This is a genomic window from Microbacterium sp. AZCO (assembly GCF_039614715.1).
Classification (GTDB): domain Bacteria; phylum Actinomycetota; class Actinomycetes; order Actinomycetales; family Microbacteriaceae; genus Microbacterium.
The window spans coordinates 1739286-1757537 of the sequence record NZ_CP154857.1 but is presented as its reverse complement, the minus strand read 5'-3'; the positions used below and the strand labels follow the sequence as shown (position 1 = coordinate 1757537).

The 18252-nt window shown below is 70.9% G+C and carries 17 protein-coding genes and 1 tRNA gene; 9 read left to right on the top strand and 9 right to left on the bottom strand.

The features are described 5' to 3' along the window. Positions 1-7: 7 nt before the first annotated feature. Positions 8-1033, bottom strand: coding sequence for a glycosyltransferase family 2 protein (locus AAIB33_RS08245; protein WP_345803403.1), 1026 nt, complete (start codon positions 1031-1033; stop codon positions 8-10). Positions 1034-1146: 113 nt separating this feature from the next. Here AAIB33_RS08245 and AAIB33_RS08240 point away from each other — a divergent pair, with 113 nt between their 5' ends. Next, complete coding sequence (locus tag AAIB33_RS08240; protein ID WP_345803058.1) at positions 1147-2421, top strand: CDP-glycerol glycerophosphotransferase family protein; 1275 nt, start codon at positions 1147-1149, stop codon at positions 2419-2421. A 6-nt stretch (positions 2422-2427) separates the two neighbouring features. Here AAIB33_RS08240 and AAIB33_RS08235 read toward each other — a convergent pair whose 3' ends face one another. Genes AAIB33_RS08235 through AAIB33_RS08220 form a run of 4 tightly spaced genes read right to left on the bottom strand, consistent with a single transcriptional unit; the run spans position 2428 to position 5738 of the window. Further along, positions 2428-3792 (bottom strand): phosphotransferase, encoded by a 1365-nt coding sequence (locus AAIB33_RS08235; protein ID WP_345803057.1) that lies wholly within the window; start codon positions 3790-3792, stop codon positions 2428-2430. A 29-nt stretch (positions 3793-3821) separates the two neighbouring features. Next, positions 3822-4067 carry a hypothetical protein gene (locus AAIB33_RS08230; protein WP_345803056.1) on the bottom strand — a complete coding sequence of 82 codons (246 nt, stop codon included), beginning with the start codon at positions 4065-4067 and terminating at the stop codon, positions 3822-3824. A 2-nt stretch (positions 4068-4069) separates the two neighbouring features. Next, entirely contained in the window at positions 4070-4987 is a 918-nt protein-coding gene (locus AAIB33_RS08225) for a hypothetical protein (RefSeq protein WP_345803055.1), read from the bottom strand. A 58-nt stretch (positions 4988-5045) separates the two neighbouring features. Beyond that, positions 5046-5738 carry a phosphocholine cytidylyltransferase family protein gene (locus AAIB33_RS08220; RefSeq protein WP_345803054.1) on the bottom strand — a complete coding sequence of 231 codons (693 nt, stop codon included), beginning with the start codon at positions 5736-5738 and terminating at the stop codon, positions 5046-5048. 225 nt (positions 5739-5963) lie between these two features. Here AAIB33_RS08220 and AAIB33_RS08215 point away from each other — a divergent pair, with 225 nt between their 5' ends. From AAIB33_RS08215 to AAIB33_RS08205, 3 genes are read left to right on the top strand one after another with little or no spacing between them, the layout of a single operon-like run. Beyond that, positions 5964-7379: an ATP-binding cassette domain-containing protein gene (locus AAIB33_RS08215; RefSeq protein WP_345803053.1), complete on the top strand. Its 1416-nt coding sequence runs from the start codon at positions 5964-5966 to the stop codon at positions 7377-7379. Continuing rightward, on the top strand, positions 7355-8923 hold the full coding sequence (locus AAIB33_RS08210) for a hypothetical protein (RefSeq protein ID WP_345803052.1): 1569 nt from the start codon (positions 7355-7357) through the stop codon (positions 8921-8923). The genes AAIB33_RS08215 and AAIB33_RS08210 overlap by 25 nt, the downstream gene beginning before the upstream one ends. A 42-nt stretch (positions 8924-8965) precedes the next feature. Continuing rightward, positions 8966-9232, top strand: coding sequence for a DUF3039 domain-containing protein (locus AAIB33_RS08205; protein ID WP_345803051.1), 267 nt, complete (start codon positions 8966-8968; stop codon positions 9230-9232). Here AAIB33_RS08205 and AAIB33_RS08200 read toward each other — a convergent pair. Further along, a complete protein-coding gene (locus AAIB33_RS08200; RefSeq protein ID WP_345803050.1) occupies positions 9211-10560 on the bottom strand; it encodes a nicotinate phosphoribosyltransferase in 1350 nt (449 codons plus the stop codon). The two genes, AAIB33_RS08205 and AAIB33_RS08200, sit on opposite strands and share 22 nt — an antisense overlap. A 38-nt stretch (positions 10561-10598) precedes the next feature. Between AAIB33_RS08200 and murI the strand changes: the two genes are divergently transcribed. Genes murI through AAIB33_RS08180 form a run of 4 tightly spaced genes read left to right on the top strand, consistent with a single transcriptional unit; the run spans position 10599 to position 13749 of the window. After that, positions 10599-11426, top strand: a complete 828-nt coding sequence (gene murI, locus AAIB33_RS08195; protein WP_345803049.1) for a glutamate racemase — start codon at positions 10599-10601, stop codon at positions 11424-11426. A 27-nt stretch (positions 11427-11453) separates the two neighbouring features. Continuing rightward, positions 11454-12203, top strand: a complete 750-nt coding sequence (rph, locus tag AAIB33_RS08190) for a ribonuclease PH (RefSeq protein ID WP_345803048.1) — start codon at positions 11454-11456, stop codon at positions 12201-12203. Positions 12204-12205: 2 nt separating this feature from the next. Next, positions 12206-12811: an RdgB/HAM1 family non-canonical purine NTP pyrophosphatase gene (gene rdgB / locus AAIB33_RS08185; protein WP_345803047.1), complete on the top strand. Its 606-nt coding sequence runs from the start codon at positions 12206-12208 to the stop codon at positions 12809-12811. Between the two features lie 26 nt (positions 12812-12837). Further along, positions 12838-13749, top strand: coding sequence for a cation diffusion facilitator family transporter (locus AAIB33_RS08180; protein WP_345803046.1), 912 nt, complete (start codon positions 12838-12840; stop codon positions 13747-13749). On the opposite strand, the gene AAIB33_RS08175 is transcribed toward AAIB33_RS08180, so the two are convergent. Next, positions 13750-16320 carry an ATP-dependent DNA ligase gene (locus AAIB33_RS08175; protein ID WP_345803045.1) on the bottom strand — a complete coding sequence of 857 codons (2571 nt, stop codon included), beginning with the start codon at positions 16318-16320 and terminating at the stop codon, positions 13750-13752. Between the two features lie 61 nt (positions 16321-16381). On the opposite strand from AAIB33_RS08175, the gene AAIB33_RS08170 reads away from it, so the two are divergent. Further along, a complete protein-coding gene (locus tag AAIB33_RS08170; RefSeq protein WP_345803044.1) occupies positions 16382-17290 on the top strand; it encodes a Ku protein in 909 nt (302 codons plus the stop codon). Here the strand turns inward: AAIB33_RS08170 and AAIB33_RS08165 are convergent, their stop codons facing one another. Together AAIB33_RS08165 and AAIB33_RS08160 are read right to left on the bottom strand one after the other, a co-directional pair. Beyond that, positions 17291-18046, bottom strand: coding sequence for a DedA family protein (locus AAIB33_RS08165; protein WP_345803043.1), 756 nt, complete (start codon positions 18044-18046; stop codon positions 17291-17293). Positions 18047-18115: 69 nt separating this feature from the next. After that, positions 18116-18197 (bottom strand) — tRNA-Leu (locus AAIB33_RS08160). Between the last annotated feature and the right edge of the window lie 55 nt (positions 18198-18252).

Sequence of the window (18252 nt, the reverse complement as noted above, 5' to 3'; positions counted from 1 at the left end):
GTCACGCCTACGGCAGCGGGGTGTTGCGGTCGCCGAGCCGCGACGTGTCGACCGTGTCGTGGGCGCCGCGCGCGACGCCGGCGAGGAACCCCGCGCCCCACGACAGGTGCATCGTGGGGAGCACGGCCGCGGTCCAGAGCTTGTCGCGCCACCCCCTGCCCCCGCCCGGGCCGATGGCCCAGACCGCGATGAGCAGCACGTACGCGACGACGGGCAGGTAGACGAGGGATGCCGCGACCGACCACCATCCCGCAAGCAGGCCGGTCAGCTGCAGGATGCCGACGACGACGCTGAGCGCCAGGACGACGACCAGGGCCGGGGGAGCGAAGAACCGCAGCGAGTTGCCCCGTCCGAAGCGGCGGACGAGCTCGCCGCGCCAGCGGCCGGTGGCGTGGAACTGGCGGGCGAGGCGCGACCAGCTCTCTCTCGGCCAGTAGGTGACCGACAGCGACGGGTCGAACCACACCCGGTAGCCGGCCCGTCGGATGCGGAGGTTGAGCTCCCAGTCCTCGCCGCGCCGGATCGACTCGTCGAACAGCCCGACCTCGTCCAGCACGGCCCGCCGCATGACGCCGAGGTAGGCCGACTCGGCCTCTCCCTCGTGCGTGCCGCCGTGGTAGGCGCCCCCGCCGAGCCCGACGGGGGAGTTGTACGCGCGCGCGACGGCGCGCTGGAAGGGCGAGCGGCCATCGGCGCGCATGACACCGCCGACGTTCGCCGCGTTCACGCGGGCCAGCGTCGCGAGGGCGCGGCGCGTGTAGCCGGGCTCGAGCTCGGAGTGGGCGTCGACCCGTACGACGGTGGGGTAGCGGCCCGCGCGGATCGCGAGGTTGAGGCCCGCCGGGATGTCGGCGGCGGGATTGTCGACGAGCGTTATGCGCGGATCGTCCTCGGCGAGCTCGCGCGCCAGGTCGTTCGTTCCGTCGGTCGAAGGACCGAGGGCGAGGATCAGTTCGGCGGGGCCGTCGACCTCCTGCGCGAGCACGGTCTCGACCGCCTTGCGGAGATAGCCGCGCTCGTTGAGCACCGGCATGACGAACGTCACGCCCGCATCGCCCGGGACCACCGGCGCGTCCTTGCGCCGCCCGGGCTCTGTCGAATGCACCCGTCGATCATGGCATGCGAGCCCGCCGGTAGGCTGAAGGGGTGGGACTGGTCTCGGATGCTCGGAATGCCACCACGCTCCTGAGGAAGGCCCTGGCCAGCCGCACAGCGGTGCGCGACGTCCGGCGCACGCTCGCGGTGCGGCCGGAGCATCCCCTCCACCACTATCAGGTGGCCGTCTACTTCGCCGACGGCGCGGTCAACATGTACCAGATGCGGCAGTGGTACAAGCCGCTCGCCGAGCTCTCCAAGCTCTGGCCGGTCGTCGTGCTCAGCCGGTCGGCGACCGGTGCGCAGGCCCTCCTCGCGGAGGACGCGCCGCCCGTCGCCTTCGTGCCGACCGTGCGCGACCTCGAGCGGTTCATCGCCACGCAGGACATCCGCGTCGTGCTCTACGTCAACCAGAACACGCGCAACTTCCAGATGTTCCGGTACGGACGCCGGTGGCACGTGTTCATCAACCACGGCGAGTCCGACAAGATGTACATGACCACGAACCAGTTCAAGGCGTACGACTACGCCCTGATCGCGGGGGATGCCGCGCGAGAGCGCCTCTCCCGGGTGCTGTGGGACTACGACCTCGATGCGCGCACGATCCAGATCGGACGCCCCCAGGCCGACCACTACTCGGGCGCCCTGCCCTACTCGCCCGACGACCGCACCGTCGTGCTCTACGCGCCGACGTGGGAGGGCGACCGCCCGTCCGCGCACTACGGGTCGGTCGTGACGCACGGCGAGGCGCTCGTGACGGCGCTCATCGCGACGAGACGTCACCGCGTCATCTACCGGCCGCACCCGCGATCGGGCGTCATCGCACCCGAGTACGGCGCCGCGAATCAGCGCATCATCGCCGCTCTGGCGGCGGCCAACCGCGCGGATCCGGGCGCAGAGCACATCTACGACGACGGCCCCGACCTCGGGTGGCAGCTCGCGGCCGCCGACGTCGCCGTGGTCGACATCTCGGCGATGGTCTACGACCGCCTCGCGGCGGGCAAGCCGCTGCTCATCACGCGGCCCGCCGACCCCGCGGCGATCGTCGACACGCACGGCTACCTCTCCGCGTGCGAGTGGCTCGACGCGGCCGACGCTCCCGCGATCGTCGACCAGACCGAGCGGGTGCTGAGCGATCCGGATGCCGTGGCCCGCCTTACCGATTGGGTCGTGCGCTACTTCGGCGACACCACGCCCGGATCCTCCACGCGGCGCTTCCACGCCGCGATCGCGCGGCTCATGGCCCAGTGGGACGTGTGGCACGCCGCGTCGGCCGACGACGACCTCGACGACGAGGACGACGAAGAGGCCGACCTCGACGACTGACGCGACTCAGGCGTGAGGACGTTCCACGAGCCGGGTGATGGCCCGCAGCGGGATCGTGACCCACGTCGGCCGATTGCGCGACTCGTAGATGGCCTCGTAGACGGCTTTGTCGAGTTCGAGGGCGCTCAGGAGATCGCTCTGCACTCCGAGGTCGACGCCCGACACGGCGGCGTACCCCTCGACGAATCCCTGGCGTGCCGCGCGCACCCAGGAGCGGACCGCGCCAGACTCCTGCTCGGGGTGATCGAGCCGGATCGAGCCCCCGACATAGTCGAAGGAGCGCAGCATCCCCGCGACGTCCCGGAGGGCAAGGTCGGGGCTCGTCCGTTCGGCCATCGGCCGGAGCGGTTCGCCCTCGAAATCCAGGAGCACCCACCCTCGATGGGGGTGCTGCAGCACCTGGCCCAGATGGTAGTCGCCGTGGATCCGCTGCAGCGGCGGCCACGGCGCCGCGAAGGCCCGGGCGTAGACCGCCTCGATGGCGTCGCGTCGCTCCGCGACGTCGGGCACCTCGGCCATCGCGATGGTGAGGCGCCGCTCCCACGTGGCAGCCGTGGCCTCACGATCGGCGGGCAGCGTCTCGCGCGTGGGGAAGTGCTCGGCGAGAGCGACGTGAACAGTGGCCGTGGCTTCGCCCAGGGCGCGCGCACGCGCGGTGAAGTCCTCGCCCGCGGCCGCCGCGCGCAGAGCGACGCGCCACGCATCCTCCACGCCGGGAAGGAACTCCTGCGCGAACGCGAGCGATCCGCGCACCTCGCGACCGGGCGCCGCGCTGTCGGACCAGCGCCCCTCGACCGAGCCGATCGCGGGTGGCACGTGGAGTGAACCTGCGGCGGCGAGCGCCGTCGTCAGCTCGATGTCGGGATTGAGGCCAGGATGCAGCTGGCGGAACACCTTGCAGATCACCGGCGTGCCGTCACCCACCGGCCGGTAGATGATCGAGGTGTTGGACTGCTCGCCGGTGAGCACGGATGCCCTTCTCTCGGCCGTCCCGGAGAGCGATCCCGACGGACGGCCCACTGCGACGGTGCTCGGACCCGTTGCCTGGCCTCCGTCGACGATGAGGCGGAGCAGTGCGTCGGAGTACGCGCGGTCGTAGGGGCCGTCGATGAACGTCGTGCCCGGTTCGGGGCTGCCGATGATGTGGTCGGGATTCGCGTCGACCGTCGCCGTCTCGCGCGCAACCACCGGGATCTGGTACAGCACGGCCGGGAGAGCGCCCTCGTCGACGACGAGGAAGGTGCGGACCGTCGCCTCCTCCGCGGGGAGGTCCCACCACGCGACCATGCGGAGGCTCGGAGGTCTGCCCTTCGCGGCATACCAGCGCTGGCGGGGCATCCAGGCTGCGAGGCACGCCAGTGTGCTGTCCATACAGCGAGGTTATGCCGTGCGCGGCATTCTCACTCGGACGGCTCGTCGTCCGGGCGATCGGCGGGTTCGCCCGATTCCTCGTCCTCCCGTTCCTCAGCCACGTGCGCGACGGGGATGACCACCGAGCCGCTCGAGCCGAAGAGGTCCCACGCGCCGCCGCCGGCGGGCGGGGCATCCGGGAGTCGTTCGGCGGCCGTCTCCTCGCGAAGCGGCTCCGAGGGCAGTCCCGCCCAGTCCCCGTCGTTCTCCTCCGGGCGCTGCGTGAACAGTCCCATGGTCACTCCTCTCCCGTCGTGAGCTCCTCAGGCTTGCGGCGGCCCAGCCGGCCGACGCCGCGCGTGACGCCGCCCACGCCTCGGGTGACGCCGCCGACGATCGCGCCGCCGGCTCGACGGATGCCACGCCCTGCGGCGTACTCCAGCCGCGTGGCGCCCGGTCGGGGCTCGAGCTCGGGCGGGAGCGCGACAGGGGGCAGCCCGAACGCGCGGCGTGAGCTCACGAGCACGCGGCGGCCGAGGATGTTGTTGCCGGCACCGCCGACGGCGGCGCCGATGCCGAACGGAAGGGCCTTGCCGATCCAGGATGCTCCGCCGCGCACCGCGAAGTGGCGCATGAAGACGGTCTTGAGCTGGTCGACGAGCGGACCCACGGCGGCGCGGGGGATGGTCTTCGTCACCATCTCGCCCCAGTACTTGTCGCGCGTGACCCCCTTGCCCGCCGCCTGGCCGGCGAGCTGCGACACGAGGTCGACGCCCTCCTTGCCGAGCATGAGCGTCAGCACGAGCGCGCGTGCGCGGTCGGGGTTCTCGATCGGGATGCCGTGCACCTCGGCGACCGACTGCGCGAAGAGCGCCGTCGCCTCGAGGAAGCCGAGCGTCTCGACGCCGCTGAGCGTCAGCGTGATCCCCGTGCCGATGCCCGGGACCACGGCGGTCGCTCCGACGGCCGCGCCGCCCGTGGTGACGGCCGCGAGGTAGCGACGCTCGAGGATCCGCACGATCTCGCTCGCGGACGCCGTCGGATGCCGCAGCCGGATGCTGCGCAGATGCGCGACCACGGCGGGACGCTGGATCGCGAGCACCCGGTCGAGCGCACGGACCGTGCGGGGATGCTCGTCCGAGCCCACCGGCGGAAGCCCGCCGTCCCACGGCGAGCTGTCGGGCAGGGAGTGGATGCGGTGCACCTTGTCGGCCATCAGGCCGATCTTACGAGCGCACCCTCAAGACCGATTGGGGCTTGACGGCGCGTCCGTGTCAGACGAAGAGGTTCGCGCGCTCGAGGTCTTCGGCGAAGTCGACCTCGACCGCGTACAGGTCGGAGATGTCGAGCGGCGCCAGGCGCACGCCGTCCTCGGCGATCGCGAGCTCGAGACCGCGCTCGAAGTAGTCCTGGTCGTCGACGCGGGACAGCTGGCGGATGAACGCCTTCTTGTCGGCGCTCGAGATGTAGTTGATGCCCACGGCCTCGCCGATGCCACCGACGACCGTCTTCGACAGCTCCTTGATGAAGCCCTCGGCCGAGGTCGTGTACTTGACCTCTTCGTCGGACACCTTCGAGGTGTTGACCGTCACGAAGGACTGGTCGCGCTCGATGAGGGCGATCGCACGGCCCAGGACCCGCGGGTCGAAGACGACGTCGCCGTTCATCCAGAGCACGCCGCTGCGGCCCGTCGTGGTGAGAGCGCGCAGGAGGCTCTTGGAGGTGTTCGTCTGGTCGTAGCGGTCGTTGTAGACGTAGTCGACCTGCGGGAACGCCTCGACGATGGTCTCGGCGCGGTACCCCACGACGGTCGTGATGCGCGCGTCGGAGCCGAAGGCGGCACGGATGTTGTCGTGCTGCTGCTGCATGATGCTGCGGCCGTCGCTGAGCTCCGTCAGCGGCTTGGGCAGGCTGCGGCCGAGGCGCGAGCCCATTCCGGCCGCGAGGATGACGGTCTGAAGAGTCAAGATTCTGCTCCTGGGAGTGCGATTGTCCACGGTTGATTAACCGAATCGACACTCCGTCGTGCCTGCTACATGGTAGCGACAACCACTGGGAGGGTGCATAATGCGGGCTCGCCGTTGTCGGATCGTGACATAACTCCCGGGCTCCGATCAGTCAACCGTCCCGGCTCATTCGGTGTCTCGGAATCGCTGTCTTGATACGTTTGGTCGGTGACAGCCTCTCTCCCGGTGCCACAGGACGCTTTCCCCGAAGACCGGGATGGCGCGACGGGCGAGGCCCCGAGGGCCCCGGTCGTCCCGCTCGCCAAGAAGTCTCCGCGCAAGCCCCGACGGCCGCGGAAGCCGCAGGCGCCTGTCGACCCCGGTCCTCCTCCGCCGCTGCCCGCGGACCTCGCGGTTCCGCCCGTGCCGCCGCTGCCCGGCGACGAGATCGAGATCCCTCCGAGGCCCCCGCTTCCCGCGCCGCCGGCCCAGCCCGAGCCCGAGGTCGTTCTGGAGCGAGAACGCGAGCTCGTGACCGATCCGGAGCCCGAGGTCGTTGACGAACCGGGCGTCGTGGCTGAGCCCGAGGTCGTGGCCGAGCCCGAACTCCAGGTCGTTTCCGAGCCCGTGTCCGAGCCGGTCATCGAGCCCGGATCCGTCGCGGAACCGGTCGTCGCCCCGGAGCCCGAACCGGTGGTCGCCCCAGAGCCCGAGCCGGTGGTCGTCCCGGAGCCCGAACCGGTCGTCGTCCCCGAGCCCGATCCGACCGCCGCACCCGACCCGCTCCCGCCGGTCGAGGCTCCGCCGGAGCCCGAGTTCGGCGAGTCGCCGGTCGATCCCGACGTCGCCGACCCCTTCGCGGCATCCGTCGTCCTGGACGAGACTCCGCTGGCGGTCGACGCCGATGCGGCGCTCGTGCTCCGCGGCGTCGTCAAGAGCTTCGGTGCGACGCGCGCCGTCGACGGGATCGACCTCACGGTTCCCGCCGGCACGTTCTACGGACTCGTCGGGCCCAATGGCGCCGGCAAGACCACGACGCTGTCCCTCATCGCGGGCCTGCTGCGTCCAGACAAGGGCTCCATCCGGGTCGCGGGCGTCGACGCGGCATCCGATACGCGTGCCGCGAAGAGGCACATGGGGGTGCTGCCCGATCGCCTGCGCACCTTCGATCGCCTCACCGGCCGCCAGCTGCTCTACTACTACGGCGTGCTGCGCGGACTCCCGCCCGCGATCGTGGAGAGCCGCATCGCGGACCTCGCTCGCGCGTTCGACCTCACCGACGCCCTCGGGCGCGCGGTCTCGGACTACTCCGCCGGCATGCTCAAGAAGGTCATGCTCGCCGGGGCCCTCATCCATTCGCCCCGCCTCCTCGTGCTCGACGAGCCGTTCGAGGCCGTGGACCCCGTCTCAAGCGCCGTCATCCTCGACATCCTCTCCGCGTACGTCGCCCACGGCGGCACGGTGATCCTCTCGAGCCACGGCATGGAGCTCGTCGAGCGCGTCTGCACACGCGTCGCGGTCATGGTGGCCGGTCAGGTGCTCGCCGAGGGCACCGTCGACGAGGTGCGCGGCGAGCTGACGCTCGAGCAGCGCTTCATCGAGCTCGCCGGAGGCCTGAGCGACGTGGAGGGCCTCGAGTGGCTGCACACGTTCTCCGACTGAGGCTCGCCCTCCTCGTCGGCTCGCTCCGCGGCGACGGCCGCCACGTCGCGCGCGTCGTCGTCGCGCTGCTGATCCTCGCGATCGCCACCGTCGCGGCCTGCTGGGGGATCCTGCAGCTGAGGGATGCCTCGACCCCCGTCATGTTCGCCGTCACCGTTCTGGGCGGCTCGGCGGTGACGCTCGGCTACGCGCTCGCCCCGCTCATCGGCGGCGCGTCCGACCCCCTCGATCCCCGGCGCTTCGCCGTGTTCGGCCTGTCTCCCGGACCCCTCGCGGGCGTCCTCGCGCTCGTGGGCTTCGTCAGCGTGCCGACCCTCGTGCTCGCCGCTGTGTGCGTGTGCGCCGCGGTCGTGTGGGTCGATCACGGCTCGCCGTGGCCGGCTGCCGCGCTCGGCGCCCTGCTCCAGGTCGTGACGTGCGTCCTGCTCGCACGCGTCAGCACGGCGACGGCCTCGCTCTTCCTCGACGACCGCCGGTCGCGCGAGCTCTCCGGCCTCTTCGCCCTCACGATCCTCATCGTCGTCGTCCCGGTCGCGGTGTTCCTCGCCTCCCTCGAGTGGGGAGGCGTCGTCCCGACGCGGCTCACCGAGGCGGCGTCGACTCTCGCCCGCACGCCGCTCGGGGCGGCCGTCGCCTTCCCGGTACTCGTCGCACAGGGCTCGGCCCAGGCGGGGCTCAGCATCCTGATCTCGCTCGGGACCATCGCCGCCCTCGGACTCGTGTGGGTCTGGCTCGTGCGCCGCGTGCTCACCACGACCGAGCGACCCGTCTCCACGCGCGAGCGCGGAGGGCTCGGGTGGTTCGGGGTGGCCCCCGGCACGCCGGGCGGCGCCGTCGCGGCGCGCAGTCTCGTGTACTGGCTGCGCGACCGGCGCTACCTCGCGAACCTCATCGTCATCCCGATCGCCGCGGGTCTCGCCGTCGTCCCGCTCCTCATCGCGGGGGTTCCGCCCGAGGTCGTCGCCCTCGTGCCTGTTCCGCTCGCGGCGCTGTTCCTCGGCTGGCTGCCGCACAACGACCTCGCATACGACTCGACCGCGGTGTGGATGCACTTCGCGAGCGGCATGCGGGGCGTCTCCGACCGGGTCGGCCGGCTCGTGCCGATCCTCATCATCGGCATCCCGGTGCTCGCGATCGCGATCCCGGTGTCGATCTCGCTGCACGGCCGGTGGGCCGTCCTGCCCGCCATGGTGGGCGTGTGCGCGTCGCTGTTCCTCACGGGTCTCGGGCTGTCGAGCATCTCCTCGGTGGCGTGGCCGTACGCCGCGACGAGACCGGGGGAGAGCCCCTTCCAGCAGCCGCAGCGCACGGGTGCCGGCGGCGCGATCGCCCAGGCGGTCGTCATGCTCGGTGCGCTCGTGCTGAGCGTGCCGGCGCTCTGGTGGGCGTGGCTCGCGATCAGCCGCGACATCGACTACGCGGACATGGCCCTCTGGGGCGGACTGGCGGTCGGGCTCACGGTGCTCATCGTGGGTCTCGCGATCGGCTCGGCCGTCTTCTCGCATCGCGGCGGACGCATCATGGAGTTCATCGAGTCGACCTGACCCCCGCCCGGCGGGGAGGCTCCCGGGCTAGACTGGCCCACTATGAGCACCCCCGTCGAAGGCCCGGATCAGGGCGGCATCGCCACCCTCGACCGAGAGCTCGAAGAGCTCATCCGCGAAGAGTCGATCGAGCCGGGCGACCATGAGCGCTTCTCGCACTACGTGAAGAAGGACAAGATCCTCGAGTCCGCGCTCACCGGCAAGCCCGTGCGCGCGCTGTGCGGCAAGAAGTGGACTCCGGGTCGTGATCCGGAGAAGTTCCCGGTCTGCCCGACCTGCAAAGAGATCTACGAGTCGCTCAAGGCCTGAGCCGCGTCCCGGTAGACCGTCGGGATGGCCGGATCCGACCGGCTGAGCGCGAGTCCGCGCACCGGCAGCTCCTCGCGCACGCGCGCGTGATGCTCACGCGCCGCCGCGACGCCCTGCGGTCCCTCGTGCGCCGTGTCGATGTCGCCGCCGTCGACGAGCGGCACCTGCAGAGGACGGGCGTCGGGATGCTGCGCCCGGGTCTCGATCGCCTCGAAGCCGTCCGACACGGCGATGAGCTCGCTCGTCGCCACGCCGCGCTCGAGCGTGCGGAAGGCCGCCTTGCGCCCGCCTTTCGAGCCCTTGTCGGTCGACGCCTTCGCGACGGCGACCCAGGAGCCGTCCGTCGCCTGGCGGGCCACGAGCTTGTAGACCATCCCCGCGGTCGGAGTGCCCGATCCCGTGACGACCGACGTCCCGACGCCGTAGGAGTCGACGGGCGAGGCGGCGAGTGCCGCGATGGCGTACTCGTCGAGGTCGCTCGTCACGGTGATCTTCGTGCCCGTCGCACCGAGCTCGTCGAGGTGCGCGCGCACCTCGGCCGCGACGATCGGGAGGTCGCCGGAGTCGATGCGCACGCCGCCGAGCTCCGTGCCGGCGACGCGGACGGCCGTCTCGACGCCCTGACGGATGTCGTACGTGTCCACGAGCAGCGTCGTGCCGACGCCGAGCGAGGCGATCTGCGCCCGGAAGGCGTCCTCCTCGGTGTCGTGGAGGAGCGTCCAGGCGTGCGCTGCGGTCCCCATGGTCGGGATGCCCCACCGGCGCCCCGCCTCCAGGTTCGATGTCGCCGTGAACCCCGCGATGTAGGTCGCGCGTGCGGCGGCGACGGCGGACTCCTCCCCGGCTCTGCGGGAGCCCATTTCGGCGAGCGGCCGGTCGCCGGCGGCGACGCTCATGCGCGCAGCCGCCGTCGCGACGGCGGAGTCGTGGTTGAGCACGCTCAGCGCGAGTGTCTCGAGCACGACGGCCTCGGCGAAGGTGCCCTCGATCGTGAGGAGCGGCGAGCCCGGGAAGTACAGCTCGCCCTCGCGGTAGCCCGTGATCGAGCCCGTGAACCGGTAGCCCTCCAGGTAGTCGAGGGTCGCGGCATCCACCACCCGCTCGTCACGGAGGTAGCGCAGCTCGTCGTCGCCGAAGCGGAACTCGCGGAGGAGCGACAGCAGGCGGCCCGTGCCCGCGACGACGCCGAAGCGACGGGCGCCCGGCAGTCGCCGCCCGAACAGCTCGAACACGCAGCGGCGCTCGGCGGTCCCGTCCCGCAGAGCCGCGTCGAGCATCGTGAGCTCGTAGCGGTCGGTGTGCAGGGCCGTGCTCCTGGGCGTGCTCATGGGCGTCAGCCTAATGACACCGCGTAGGCTGGACGATCGTGAACGACGCTCCGATCGGCATCTTCGACTCCGGAGTCGGCGGTCTCACGGTGGCTCGCGCGATCTCCGCGCAGCTCCCGCGCGAGTCGATGCTCTACATCGGCGACACGGCGCACTCGCCCTACGGGCCGAAGCCGATCGCCGATGTGCGGCGCTACGCCCTCGAGGTGCTCGACACGCTCGTCGACGAAGGCGTGAAGATGCTCGTGATCGCCTGCAACACCGCCTCGGCGGCGATGCTGCGAGATGCGCGCGAGCGCTACGACGTGCCCGTCGTCGAGGTCATCGGGCCTGCGGTGCGCACGGCCATGTCGACGACCCGCAACGGACGCATCGGCGTCATCGGCACCGCCGGGACGATCGGCTCGCGGGCCTATCAGGACATGCTCGAGGTCAACGAGCGCCTCACGGTGTTCGCACAGGCCTGCCCCCGCTTCGTGGAGTTCGTCGAGGCCGGCGTCACCGACTCGCCGGAGGTGCTCGCGGTCGCCGAGGAGTACCTCGCGCCGCTCCGCCACGCGGATGTCGACACCCTCGTCCTCGGCTGCACGCACTACCCGTTCCTCGAGGGCGCCATCAGCTACGTCATGGGCCCGGACGTCTCACTCGTGTCGAGCGACACCGAGACGGCCAAGGACGTCTACCGTCAGCTGGTCTCCCGCGACCTGCTCGCGGGACGGGATGCCGCGCCCCGGCACGTGTACGAAGCCACGGGCGCCTCCGCCGACGAGTTCATCCGCCTCGCGCATCGCCTGATGGGCCGCGAAGTGACCGACGTGCGTCTCGTGCAGACGGGCGCCATCGATCTTCCCTCGGCCCGCGGCTGAGGCATCCATCCCCACGAGAGGATCTCCATGACCGACATCGTCCGGGCCGACGGCCGCGCCGTCGACGACCTTCGCCCCATCGTCATCGAGCGGGGGTGGTCGAGCCAGGCCGAGGGGTCCGCGCTCATCTCGTTCGGCAACACCAAGGTGCTGTGCACCGCGTCGTTCACCAACGGCGTGCCGCGCTGGCTGACCGGCAAGGGCAAGGGCTGGGTGACGGCGGAGTACGCGATGCTCCCGCGCGCGACGAACGAGCGCAACGACCGCGAGTCGGTCAAGGGGCGCATCGGCGGCCGAACGCACGAGATCTCGCGTCTCATCGGCCGCGCGCTGCGCTCCGTCGTCGACACGAAGGCCCTCGGCGAGAACACGATCGTGATCGACTGCGACGTGCTCCAGGCCGATGGCGGCACGCGCACGGCGGCCATCACGGGCGCGTACGTCGCACTCGCGGATGCGATCGAGTGGGGGCGCGGCAAGAAGTTCATCGGCCAGCGGTCGCAGGTGCTGATCGACTCGGTCGCGGCCGTCTCGGTCGGCATCATCGACGGCGAGCCCATGCTCGACCTCGCGTACGTCGAGGACGTGCGCGCGGAGACCGACATGAACGTCGTCGTGACGGGCCGCGGCCTCTTCGTCGAGGTGCAGGGCACGGCCGAGGGCGCACCCTTCGACAAGCGCGAACTCGACAGGCTCCTGGAGCTGGGCGTCGACGGCTGCGCCGAGCTTCGCGACCTTCAGACGGCCGCGCTCGCGACCGAGACCGTCGGCCCCTGAGCATGTCGAAGGGTCGGCAGGTCGTGCTCGCGACGCACAACCCGCACAAGGTCGAGGAGTTCCAGGCCATCGTCGCGGCGACGCGGCCCGACCTCGAGGTCGTCGGGTACGACGGCCCGGAGCCCGTCGAAGACGGCACGACGTTCGCCGAGAACGCCCTCATCAAGGCTCGTGCCGCCGCCGCGCACACGGGGCTGCCGGCACTGGCCGACGACTCGGGCATCTGCGTCGACGTGCTCGGGGGATCGCCGGGCGTGTTCTCGGCGTACTGGGCAGGACACGCGAAGGATGCCGCGGCCAACCTGACACTGCTGCTCGACCAGGTCTCCGACATCCGCGACCCCCACCGCTCGGCCCGGTTCGTTTCGACGATCGCGCTCGTCGGCCCGCAGGGCGAGGAGCACGTCGTGGAGGGCGTGTGGCCCGGCCGGCTCGCGAGGGCGGCGTCGGGCGCGGGCGGATTCGGCTACGACCCGATCTTCATCCCCGACGGTCAGCCCGACGGCGCCGAGCGCACCGTCGGTGAATGGTCCGCCGCGGAGAAGAACGAGGCGTCCCACCGGGCTCGCGCGTTCCGCGCTCTCGCGCCGCTGCTGACGGCGCTGTAAAGCGCCCGGGGACGTACCCTGAGGCTATGCACGACCACGCGCCCCGAGGCATCCGAGGAGCAGGCGCCCGCCGCCTCCTCGCGATCTCGCTCGGAATCACGGCGCTCGTCATGGTGGTGCAGATCGTCGGCTCGATCCTGTCCGGATCGCTCGCACTCCTCGCCGATGCGGCGCACATGTTCACCGACGCGGCGGCCCTCGTCATCGCGCTCATCGCCTCATCCGTCGCGGCGCGGCCCGCCGACGATCGGCGCACGTTCGGCTATCAGCGTGCCGAAGTGCTCGGGGCGCTGGTCAACGGCGTCATCCTCATCGTGCTGTCGATCTGGGTCGCGGTGGAGGCGATCCAGCGCCTGGTGAACCCGGGCGGCGTCGAGGTCGAGGGCGGGCTCATGCTGGTCGTCGCGATCGTGGGCCTGATCGCCAACGGTGTCGCGATGTGGCTCCTGAGCGCCGCGCAGAGAACCAGCATCAACGTCCGCGGCGCCTACCTCGAGGTGCTCGGCGACATGCTCGGATCGGCGGCGGTCATCGTGGCGGCGATCGTCGTCATCGCCACGGGCTGGGTGCAGGCGGACGCCGTGGCATCCCTCCTCATCGCGGCGATGATCGTGCCGCGCGCCGTGGGACTGCTTCGCGAGGTCGTCTCGGTGCTGACCGAGTCGTCGCCCGACAACGTGCACGTGCAGGAGATCCGCCGGCACATCGTCTCGACCCCCGGCGTCGTCGACGTGCACGACGTGCACGTCTGGCAGCTCACGCGGGGCGCCCCCGTCTTCACGGCGCACGTCGTCGTCGACCCCGAGACCCTGCGCGATGGGCGGTCGGGGGAGCTGCTCGAGCAGCTGCAGGGATGCCTCACGAAGCACTTCGACGTCGATCACTCGACGTTCCAGCTCGAGCCGTCCGGGCACGTCGAGCACGACGCGCACGCCTGATCACGGCTCTCGGACGACGTCCTCCGGGCGCTTGTCGGGTCGCAGGCCCCGCCAGCGCGGGTGTCGAAGGATACCCGACGGCGTGAACTCGCCGAACTCGACCTCCGCGACGAGCTCGGGCCGCACCCACTGCACACCGCGCGCGTCGAGCGCGGGCACCCCCACGAGCGGATTCTCGTCGGAGTGCAGCGGGGCCAGCTGCTGCTGGAGGGCGCGCAGCGTCTGGTCGCTGAAGCCCGTGCCGACGCGCCCCGAATAGGTCAGTCCTTCGGGTCCGTTGATGCCGAGCAGCAGCGAGCCGAAGGTCGAGGCCCTGCCGCCCTGGCCCGGGCGGATCCCGGCGATCACGACCTCCTGCGTGCGGGTCAGCTTCACCTTGAGCGACGAGTCGGAGCGGATGCCGCGTCGATACGGCGATCGGGGGTCCTTCACCACGATGCCCTCGAGGTCGAACCGGCGGCTCGCGTCGAGGGCGGCATCCACGTCGTCGAAGACCGGCGGCACGACGATGGAGGCGCTGGTGCCCGCGGCGACGTCTTCCAGGATGCGTCGGCGATCCGTGAGGGCCAGGTTCGTGACGTCCTTCCCGCGCGCGACCAGGACGTCGAACAGGTAGTAGTGCACCGGTGTCCGCTTCGCGACGCGGGCGATGTCGCCGGCGCCCACGAGGTTCATGCGCGTCTGCAGCAGAGCGAAGCTGGGGCGCCCGTTCTCGAGGGCGACGAGCTCCCCGTCGACGACGCACGGCTCGTCACCGAGACCAGGGTCCCCCTCGGTGATCTCGGGGTACTTCATCGTGCTCTCGTTGCCGCTGCGCGCCCACAGGCGCAGCGACGCGCCGTCCCAGACGCCGACGGCTCGGATTCCGTCCCACTTCGCCTCCGCCCACGCCGGGTCGCCCCACTGCCGGGCATCCGCCCTCGCGCGCTCGGGAGAGGCCGTCGTGGAGAGCATGGGCTTGAGGTCGGCCTGGGTGGGCGGCCAGTCGGCGCTCGGCGCCGCCTCGAGCAGCTCCTCGACGGTCCGCTGGACGTGCGGTTGCGGCTTTTCCGACCTCGGCGGGGCCGAGGCGGGTGCGCGTCGGCGGGTGACCGGCTGCGGCTCATCCGCCTGGGGTGTGGGTTCCACGACGATGCCGTCCGGCTGCACGCGGCCCGCGGCATCCGTCTTCATCCGATGCAGCAGCCAGCTCGACTTCGGCCCGCCCCTGTCCTCGGTGCGGATGAAGGCGAGGCGCACCCGGCCCAGGGGACCGCCCGGGCGGCCTTCGGCCGTGAAGATGATCTCGTCGTCGCGCCACTTCTCGAGCTCGTACCGGCCGTCGTCCCAGATGGTCACCGATCCGCCGCCGTACTCGCCGACGGGGATGGTGCCTTCGAAGGATGCGTACTCCATCGGGTGATCCTCGGTCTGGATCGCGAGGTTGTTGCGCTTGTACGAGTGCGGCACGCCGCGAGGGACGGCCCAGCTGACGAGGACGCCGTCGCGCTCGAGTCGGAAGTCCCAGTGGAGAGCCGTCGCGTGATGCTCCTGGATGACGAAGGTGGGCAGCTCGTCGGTCGACCGCACCGCGGCAGCGGGATTGGACGGCACCGGCTCAGGTGTGCGATCGGGGGAGCGCATCGAGATGTACGTGCTCAGGGGGCCCTCGTCGGCGGTGCGGCCGCCGGCGTGGAAGCCGAGCGGAGACAGCGGATCGCCGATCTGCTCGATGCGCTCGAGCACCTCGTCGAAGAGGAGGTGGCGCAGGCCCGGGTCGTCGAGCTCCTCCCACGTGCGGGGCACCGCGACAGTCGGATGGGGTCGCCCGCGCAGCGAGTAGGGCGCGATCGTCGTCTTCGAGCCGTTGTTCTGGCTCCAGTCGATGAGCACGCGGCCGCCGCGGATCGACTTCTTCATGCTGCTCACGACGAGGTCGGGGTGGTCGGCCTCGATCGCCCGGGCGAGCTCGTGCGCGAGCGTGGAGGCGGCTTCGCTCGACTGTCCGGGCGGGAGCGCGGAGTACAGCTGGATGCCCTTGCTGCCGCTCGTGACGGGGTAGGGGTCGAGTCCCATGTGCCCGAGGATCTCGCGCGCCCAGCGGGCGACCTCGGCGCACTCGGGAAGTCCGACGCCGGGCCCGGGGTCGAGGTCGAGCACGAGCCGGTCCGCGTCGCCGCGCTCGCCGGCCGGGGTGAACCGCCACTGCGGCACGTGCAGCTCGAGGCTCGCGACCTGCGCGAGGTAGACGATCGTCGGCACGTCGGCGGCGAGCGGATAGTCCTTCGGCCCGCCCGAGTGGGGGATGGGCATCCTGTGCACCCAGGACGGGGCGCCGGGCTCGAGATCCTTCGCGAAGAACGCCTGCCCGGGATGCTCCGCCGTGCCCACGCCGTCGGGCCAGCGCTTGCGCGTGACCGGCCGGCCGATGACGTGCGGGATCATCGTCGTCGCGATGCGGGTGTAGTAGTCGATGACCTCGGCCTTGGTCGTCCCCGTCTCGGGATACAGCACCTTGCCCAGGTTCGTCAGGCGCAGGCGTCTGCCGCCGATGCGCACCTGCTGCTCCGCGCCGCTGTCCTTCCCGGGCATGGCACCATCCTGCCCCGTCAAGACCTAGCCGTGACCCGTGTGGCCGGTGTGTACTTGTGTGATGAGAGCGATCTGGAAGGGCGCCCTGACCTTCGGCCTCGTCAATGTGCCCGTCAAGGTGTATGCCGCGACGGAGGATCACGACGTCTCGCTGCACCAGGTGCACAACAAGGACGGCGGCCGCATCCGCTATCAGCGCATCTGCGAGATCGACGGCGAGGTCGTTCCCTTCCAGGACATCGACAAGGCCTATGACGACGGCGAGAAGACCGTTGTGCTCACGAAGGACGACCTCGCCTCGCTTCCGGCCGAGCGCAGTCGCGAGATCGACGTGGTCGAGTTCGTGCCCACCGAACAGGTCGATCTGCTGACCCTCGACCGGGCGTACTACCTCGAACCCGACTCGGCCTCGCCCAAGGCGTACGTGCTCCTGCGCAAGACGCTGGAGCAGACCGACCGCACCGCGATCGTCCGCTTCTCACTGAGGCAGAAGACCCGCCTCGCGGCGCTGCGCGTGCGCGGCGACGTGCTGGTCCTGCAGACGCTGCTGTGGGCCGACGAGGTGCGCGAGGCGAACTTCCCGGCGCTCGACGAGTCCGTGCGGATCTCGGCGAAGGAGCTCGAGCTGTCCGCATCCCTCGTCGAGAGCTTCGCGAGCGACTTCGATCCCGAGCAGTTCACCGACGAGTATCAGGAGGAGCTGCGCACCCTCATCGAGGCCAAGCTCGAGAAGGGCGATGCGCTCGACACGTCCGAGACCTTCGGCGAGCAGGAGGAAGAGGCCGGCGGCGAGGTCATCGACCTGATGGCGGCCCTCCGTGCCTCGGTCGAACGCTCGCGCGCGGCACGGGCGGGCGGCGCGGACGAGAAGCCGAAGGACACGGCGGCGTCCAAGAAGGCGCCCGCCAAGGCGGCCGCGAAGAGCGCCGCCAAGCCGGTGGCGAAGAAGAAGGCCTCGAAGGCCTCCTGACTACGGGGCGGGTGCCGGGGGAGTGGCGTCGCCGTGCCGGTGCTCGCGGCCGGGCTCGAAGACCTCGGTGTCGAGCGCGAGCGGCGCCGCATCGGGCTCCGCCGCGGCCTCGCGCTTCGCCTTCGCGCGCTCCTGGAAGTAGTGCCAGATCGTGATGGCCGCGGTGAGGACGACCACGCCGAGCAGGATGACGTCGATGTACCGGGTGACCATGTCGGCGATCCAGGGGATGTAGCCGATCGCATAGCCGAGCATGACCAAGCCGAAGCCCCAGAGCAGGGCGCCGATGAGGTTGTAGAGCGTGTAGCGGCGCCACGGCATGTGACCGACGCCGGCGGCGACCGGCGCGAACGTGCGGACGATCGGCACGAAGCGCGCCATGATCACCGTGAGCGGACCGTACTTCTCGAAGAACATGTTCGTGCGTTCGACGTTCTTGCGGCTGAACAGACCCGATTCCTTGCGCTCGAACACCGCGGGACCGCCCTTGTGCCCGATGAAGTAGCCCACTTCGCCGCCGATGAACGCCGCGAGCGCGATGAGCAGCGCGACGAGCCAGATGTTGATGCCGAAGATGTCGCTCGTGTGGGTCAGAAGGCCCGAGATGACGAGGAGCGTGTCGCCCGGGAGCAGGAACCCGACCAGCAGGCCCGTCTCGGCGAACACGATGAAGCAGACCACCAGCAGCGCCCACGGACCGGCGGCGTCGATGATGTACCCAGGATCGAGCCAGGGGATGAGGGCGATGCTGTGCACAGGGGGTTCCCGTCGTCGGAGCGGTCGGCGGTCGGAGGATGCGGCGAGGAAGTGACGTCGGCGGCACCGTGCGGAAGGTGGGACTTGAACCCACACGCCCGGGGGCACAGGAACCTAAATCCTGCGTGTCTGCCAGTTTCACCACTCCCGCTGGTGCGATCAGTCTACTGAGCGACCTGTGGGGCGGCTGGGGGCTGGCCCCCGAG

Bases quoted from the DNA above. Each gene is read 5' to 3' on its own strand.
- AAIB33_RS08245 (WP_345803403.1), bottom strand. From the start codon at position 1,033: ATGCCGGTGCTCAACGAGCGCGGCTATCTCCGCAAGGCGGTCGAGACC.
- AAIB33_RS08235 (WP_345803057.1), bottom strand. From the start codon at position 3,792: ATGGACAGCACACTGGCGTGCCTCGCAGCCTGGATGCCCCGCCAGCGC.
- AAIB33_RS08230 (WP_345803056.1), bottom strand. From the start codon at position 4,067: ATGGGACTGTTCACGCAGCGCCCGGAGGAGAACGACGGGGACTGGGCG.
- AAIB33_RS08225 (WP_345803055.1), bottom strand. From the start codon at position 4,987: ATGGCCGACAAGGTGCACCGCATCCACTCCCTGCCCGACAGCTCGCCG.
- AAIB33_RS08205 (WP_345803051.1), top strand. From the start codon at position 8,966: ATGAGCACCCCCGTCGAAGGCCCGGATCAGGGCGGCATCGCCACCCTC.
- AAIB33_RS08200 (WP_345803050.1), bottom strand. From the start codon at position 10,560: ATGAGCACGCCCAGGAGCACGGCCCTGCACACCGACCGCTACGAGCTC.
- rph (WP_345803048.1), top strand. From the start codon at position 11,454: ATGACCGACATCGTCCGGGCCGACGGCCGCGCCGTCGACGACCTTCGC.
- rdgB (WP_345803047.1), top strand. From the start codon at position 12,206: ATGTCGAAGGGTCGGCAGGTCGTGCTCGCGACGCACAACCCGCACAAG.
- AAIB33_RS08180 (WP_345803046.1), top strand. From the start codon at position 12,838: ATGCACGACCACGCGCCCCGAGGCATCCGAGGAGCAGGCGCCCGCCGC.
- AAIB33_RS08175 (WP_345803045.1), bottom strand. From the start codon at position 16,320: ATGCCCGGGAAGGACAGCGGCGCGGAGCAGCAGGTGCGCATCGGCGGC.
- AAIB33_RS08170 (WP_345803044.1), top strand. From the start codon at position 16,382: ATGAGAGCGATCTGGAAGGGCGCCCTGACCTTCGGCCTCGTCAATGTG.